The sequence below is a fragment of the Streptococcus cuniculi genome, assembly GCF_004570575.1.
Lineage (GTDB): Bacteria > Bacillota > Bacilli > Lactobacillales > Streptococcaceae > Streptococcus > Streptococcus cuniculi_A.
The window spans coordinates 1-432 of record NZ_SPPD01000079.1; the positions used below are offsets into that span (position 1 = coordinate 1).

Consider the following 432-nt stretch of genomic DNA (forward strand, 5'->3'; position numbering starts at 1 on the left):
GCCGCAGTCCTGTCCCCGCTGGCCTCTGCCGCCTTAGCCTTATCGCTCTTTGCTTTGACTTTTGCGACATGCACAACCGGCGTGTAATCTGCCCGCAAAGCGTCCCTCCACATCTCAGCCCATTTTGCTTGCGAGATGTATGAATGACCAGCGAAATAGCCGGGATCGACAAGCAGCAATGCATGGAAATGCGGATGGGGATTGCCGTCTTTTCCCTTCGTGACCTCGGTCGTCCGGATGAAGCCTTTGGCGGGCCAGCCTGCCCGCTCAATCATCCGCTTCCAAGCCGCATTCATGTCACGCAGCGTCACCCGCAAATCCGCCATTTCCGGATTTTTGACGGTCAACGTCAGGAACAGCCACTGGGCTTTCGGATAAGCAGCAGCCACGGCTGGCAGACGCTCATAAAATTTTGCCATGCTCGCCATACCT

1 protein-coding gene is annotated in these 432 nt (G+C 56.5%); it reads right to left on the minus strand.

The features are described from left to right. On the minus strand, positions 1 to 419 hold a 419-nt coding region (locus E4T82_RS12115), incomplete at its 3' end, for a protein rep (RefSeq protein WP_167753636.1). Between the last annotated feature and the right edge of the window lie 13 nt (positions 420 to 432).